Source organism: Bradyrhizobium sp. (assembly GCF_016462955.1).
GTDB lineage: Bacteria > Pseudomonadota > Alphaproteobacteria > Rhizobiales > Xanthobacteraceae > Bradyrhizobium.
The window spans coordinates 1-4,154 of the sequence record NZ_JAEMSD010000475.1; the positions used below are offsets into that span (position 1 = coordinate 1).

The following is a 4,154-nucleotide window of genomic DNA, read 5'->3' on the forward strand; positions in this document are numbered from 1 at the left end:
AGCCGTCGATCAGCACGGGGATGCGGGCTTGCGCGGCCGCAATGATCGCGCCCGAGATCGCCGCGATCTCGAGGCCGCCGACGGCGCACAGGATTTTTTCCGCCGAAGCGCCCGCGACGCCGTGATGCGCGATCGCCGCGTCGATCACACGCGCCTTGTGCGCGCGGCCGGCTGCATCGACGCCGGTGCCGCTGCCCGCGATCTCCTCGGCGCTCACGCCGAGCAGGCTCGCGGCGATCGCCGCCGATGCCGTGGTGTTGCCGATGCCCATCTCGCCGAAGATCAGGAGATCGGGCTGGTCGTTCGCCGCGCGCGCGACCGCGCGCTGGCCGGCCTCGAAGGCGAACGCCAGCTCCGCGGGCGTGAGCGCAGCCTCGGCGCTGAAATCGCGCGTGCCGCAGCGCGGCTTGTCGGTGACGATATCGGGCATCGTCTCCTGTGCCAGCGTGCCGGCGTCGACGACCTCGAGGCTGGAACCCAGCTCACGCGCCAGCACCGAGATCGCGGCGCCGCCGGAGGCGAAATTCGCCATCATGGCGATGGTGACGGCTTGCGGATAGGCCGACACGCCCTGCGCGACGATGCCGTGATCACCGGCGAAGACGATGATCGGCACGCGCGCGGCACGGGGCTGCTCGGTCGCCTGCAGGCCGGCAAGCTCGATCGCGAACTGCTCGAGCCGGCCGAGCGCACCGGTCGGTTTTGTCAGTTGCGCCTGCCGCGCAATGGCGGCCTCGCGATGGACCGCGGAGACATCGGGACATTTTTGGGTGACCCATTCGGGAAGCATGCTGCTCAACGCCTGCGTTTGAGAATATAGCTGTCCATGATCCAGCCGTGCCGCTCGCGTGCTTGCTGCCGCGCCATCACGATGTTCGGTCCGACCTCGGCCAGCGCGCCGGACAGGATGATCTGATCGGGCATGCCAAGATAGGCACCCCACCAGATTTGCAGGCCGTCTGAATCGAGCGACTGGAACGCCGTCCCCCCGTCGAGCATCACGACCACGGTATCGACGCCTTCCGGCCAGCCGCCGTCGCGCAAGCGCCGTCCCGTCGTGACCAGGAACGGCTCGCCGATGTCGTTGAGCGGCAGCGCATGCGCCGCGCACAGTGCCTGGATCGAGGTGATGCCGGGCACGACCTCGATCGCCGGCAACGGATTCAATCGCCGCGCAATGCGCAGCGATGAATCGTAGAGAGAGGGATCGCCCCAGATCAGCAGCGCAACCTTGCCCTCACCTTCGAGATGCCCAGCGATCGTCTCGGACCAGGTGGCGGCGACCGCATCGTGCCAATCGTCGACGCCTTTGCGGTAGTCGACTTCATCGGCGTCACGCACAGGAAGATCGAACTCGGCGACGACGGTCTTGCCGTTGGTCAGAACATCCGCGCAGATCGTCCGCCTGAGATCGGCGAGATCGGATTTTGCCGTGCCCTTGCGCGGGATCAGGATCAGATCGGCGGCGTTGATGGCCTCAATGGCGGCGCGCGTGAGCTGCGCGGGATCGCCGCAACCGATGCCGATCAGGGAGAGCGTGAGCATGGGGAGCGCGACGGGCGGCCACACCGGCCGCCCATCGCCGATCTCTTACGCCGCGTTGTGCAGGCGCGGGGTGACGAGGCCGGACGCGGTGACGCCGCGCAGCGACTTCGCCAGCGCCAGCACGGCGAGATCGGCCAGCGGCTCGATCACGATGACCAGCGCATAGGAAGCGGCGAACGTCGCGATGCTGGCGAGGTTGCTCATCGCAAAGCCGGAACCATAGAGCGCCCAGAACGCCACCCAGGCGATCACGCCGGCCTGATAAGTGGTCGACAGCGCCAGCGCCTGGCCGTACTTCAGATCGACATAGGCGGCGTTGCGGGCGATGATCCGCGAGGCGATGGCCTGGATCGCGAACAGCGGCACCAGCAGCGTGGTGACGTTCATGCCGTATTGCGGCAGGTCGACCGGCTCCAGCAGCACGCCCTGAAGCAGCAGGCCGAACGCGAGGCCGAAGGCCGCAGGCGCAGCGCCGAACAGCAGGAACAAGGTCGAGCCGAGGATGAAGTGAACCTCCGATACCCCGACCGGGAAGTGCGGCAGGATCTCGAAGAAGACGAAGACGAGAGCGGTGGTGGCCAGCGTGCGCGCGGCGAACGAGCCGATGCCCTGCTCGCGCACGGTCTCGACCGCCAGCTTCAGCGCAACGCCGCCCGCGGCGATGCCGGTTGCGTAACTCAGCACGAGCTTGGCGCCCGTGACCACTCCTGGTTCGATATGCATGGCTCAGTTCCTTCCTGCCGTCACACCCGACGGCCTTGGCCTCAATACGTGCACGGCCGGTCTCCTGGCTCGCGGTTCACTGGGGTCTCCGGCCTTCCCGGACCTTGCGATCCAGTGGCGGTTCGGAGCCCCTCACCGCTTACAGTCGCGGGGGCGGCTGGGGTTTCGAGCGCCGCAACTGGGTCCGCCCATCCCCATTCCCGATTATGCTCCGGCGTTTTGCGCCGCGTCGAGCACCATGCCTTACCTGTGTGCCCCTTTCGCCGAGCCTGCGTCAAGGGGCGAAGAGCGGGCGCGGCCATCATGACGGATAATCCCCCGCCAGCGCGCCGAACAGGATGACGGCGGCGGTCGAGGGCGCGCCGCCACGCGCAAGCTGCTCGGCGAGTTCGGCGATGGTGGTGCGGACCAGCCGCTCGTCCGCACGGCCGAGAGATTCGGCAACCAATGCCGGGGTGGTTGGGGCGAGGCCGTGCGCCATCAATTTTGCGGCAAGCGCCGGAAAGGTACGCCGGCCCATATAGACCACGGTCGTGGCCTCGGGATCGGCCAGCGCCGCCCAATTCAGATGCGGCGGCAGCTCGCCGGTGACATCGGCACCCGTGATGAACTGCACCCGGCGGGAGGTATGCCGGCGGGTCAGGGGAATGCCGGCTTGGGCAGCGGCGACACAGGCCGATGTGACGCCGGGAATGATTTCGTAGCTGATCCCGGCTTCGCGCAACGTATCCAGCTCCTCCTCGAGCCGGCCGAAAATGCCGGCATCGCCGGACTTCAGCCGCACGACGCGCACACCAGTTGCGGCATAGTCCACCAGGAGACGGTTGACGTGGTGCTGCCTGGTCGACGGCCGCCCCGCCCGCTTTCCCACGGCGACGAGGTTGGCGCCGGGCCGGACGAGATCCAGGATCGCACCGGAGGCAAGGTCGTCGTAGAGCACGACGTCTGCCTCGCGCAGCCGCGCGGCGCCCTTCAGCGTCAGGAGCTCGGGATCGCCGGGGCCGGCGGAGACGAACGAGACGAAACCGCTCACCGGTCCTCCGCGATCAGATGGAAGAACGTGCCGGTAGCCAGCCCTCGCCGCGAGCCGGTCTCGGCAATGACCGCGCCAGTCGCGTCGTGCACGACCGCGAGCGGCGTATCGGGCTGCGCGAGGATAGTCGAATAATGGAACTCGTGGCCCCGCAGGCGCGCGCCAGGCCGATGCCCCGGCATCGGCGCGGCGAGTTCGGCAAGACGATAGCCGAGATGCATGCGGCGCTTGGCAAAGCTGGTCTCGAGACCGAGCAGGCCCGTCATCTCATGGCGGATACCGTCGGCGTCGGTGAGGCCGGCGCCCAGCACCATATAGCCTCCGCATTCACCATGCACGGGCCGCGTCTCGGCGAAAGCGCGCAGGCTGCGGCCAAACCGGGCATTGGCTGCGATTTTTCCCGCATGAAGCTCGGGATATCCGCCGGGCAGCCAGCAGATGTCGGCGCTCGCATCGGGCGCTTCATCGGCCAGCGGCGAGAACGGCACGATCTCCGCGCCGGCCGCGCGCCAGGCCTCCAGCATGTGCGGATAGACAAAGGAGAACGCGGCATCGCGGGCGAGCGCGATGCGCTGGCCCGGCGGCGTCACGTTCAGGCCGTTCGCCATGCCTTGCACCGACCAGCTTGCTGCCGATTGCAGCACCGCGTCGAGATCGACATGCTCGGCGATGAAGCGCGCAGCCTCGTCGATCAGCTTGCCGATCTCCGCCTGCTCCTCGGCCTGCACCAGGCCGAGATGCCGCTTCGGCAGGCTGATCTCGGCATGGCGCGGCAGTGCGCCGAACACGTTGATGCCGGCATCGTTCAGCGCACGCCGCACGAGGTCTTCGTGACGAGGGCTGGCGACGCGAG

The 4,154-nt window shown here is 68.1% G+C and carries 5 protein-coding genes and 1 riboswitch; all 5 genes read right to left on the reverse strand.

Annotated elements, in window-relative coordinates:
- Positions 1–790 (reverse strand): nicotinate-nucleotide--dimethylbenzimidazole phosphoribosyltransferase (locus JHD07_RS32090; protein WP_291629438.1); only part of this gene is annotated, 790 nt, incomplete at its 3' end.
- Between the two features lie 5 nt (positions 791–795).
- The gene (gene cobF / locus JHD07_RS32095; protein WP_291629439.1) at positions 796–1,545 is read right to left on the reverse strand and encodes a precorrin-6A synthase (deacetylating); all 750 of its coding nucleotides are present in this window, start codon (positions 1,543–1,545) and stop codon (positions 796–798) included.
- Positions 1,546–1,590: 45 nt separating this feature from the next.
- Entirely contained in the window at positions 1,591–2,268 is a 678-nt protein-coding gene (locus JHD07_RS32100; protein ID WP_291629441.1) for an energy-coupling factor ABC transporter permease, read from the reverse strand.
- Positions 2,269–2,304: 36 nt separating this feature from the next.
- Positions 2,305–2,524: riboswitch (cobalamin riboswitch) on the reverse strand.
- A gap of 45 nt (positions 2,525–2,569) precedes the next feature.
- A complete protein-coding gene (cobA, locus tag JHD07_RS32105; protein WP_291629442.1) occupies positions 2,570–3,301 on the reverse strand; it encodes a uroporphyrinogen-III C-methyltransferase in 732 nt (243 codons plus the stop codon).
- Positions 3,298–4,154: cobyrinate a,c-diamide synthase (locus JHD07_RS32110; RefSeq protein ID WP_291629444.1), on the reverse strand; the 857-nt coding region annotated here is incomplete at its 5' end. The genes cobA and JHD07_RS32110, both read right to left, overlap by 4 nt.

Bases quoted from the DNA above. Each gene is read 5' to 3' on its own strand.
- cobF (WP_291629439.1), bottom strand. From the start codon at position 1,545: ATGCTCACGCTCTCCCTGATCGGCATCGGTTGCGGCGATCCCGCGCAG.
- JHD07_RS32100 (WP_291629441.1), bottom strand. From the start codon at position 2,268: ATGCATATCGAACCAGGAGTGGTCACGGGCGCCAAGCTCGTGCTGAGT.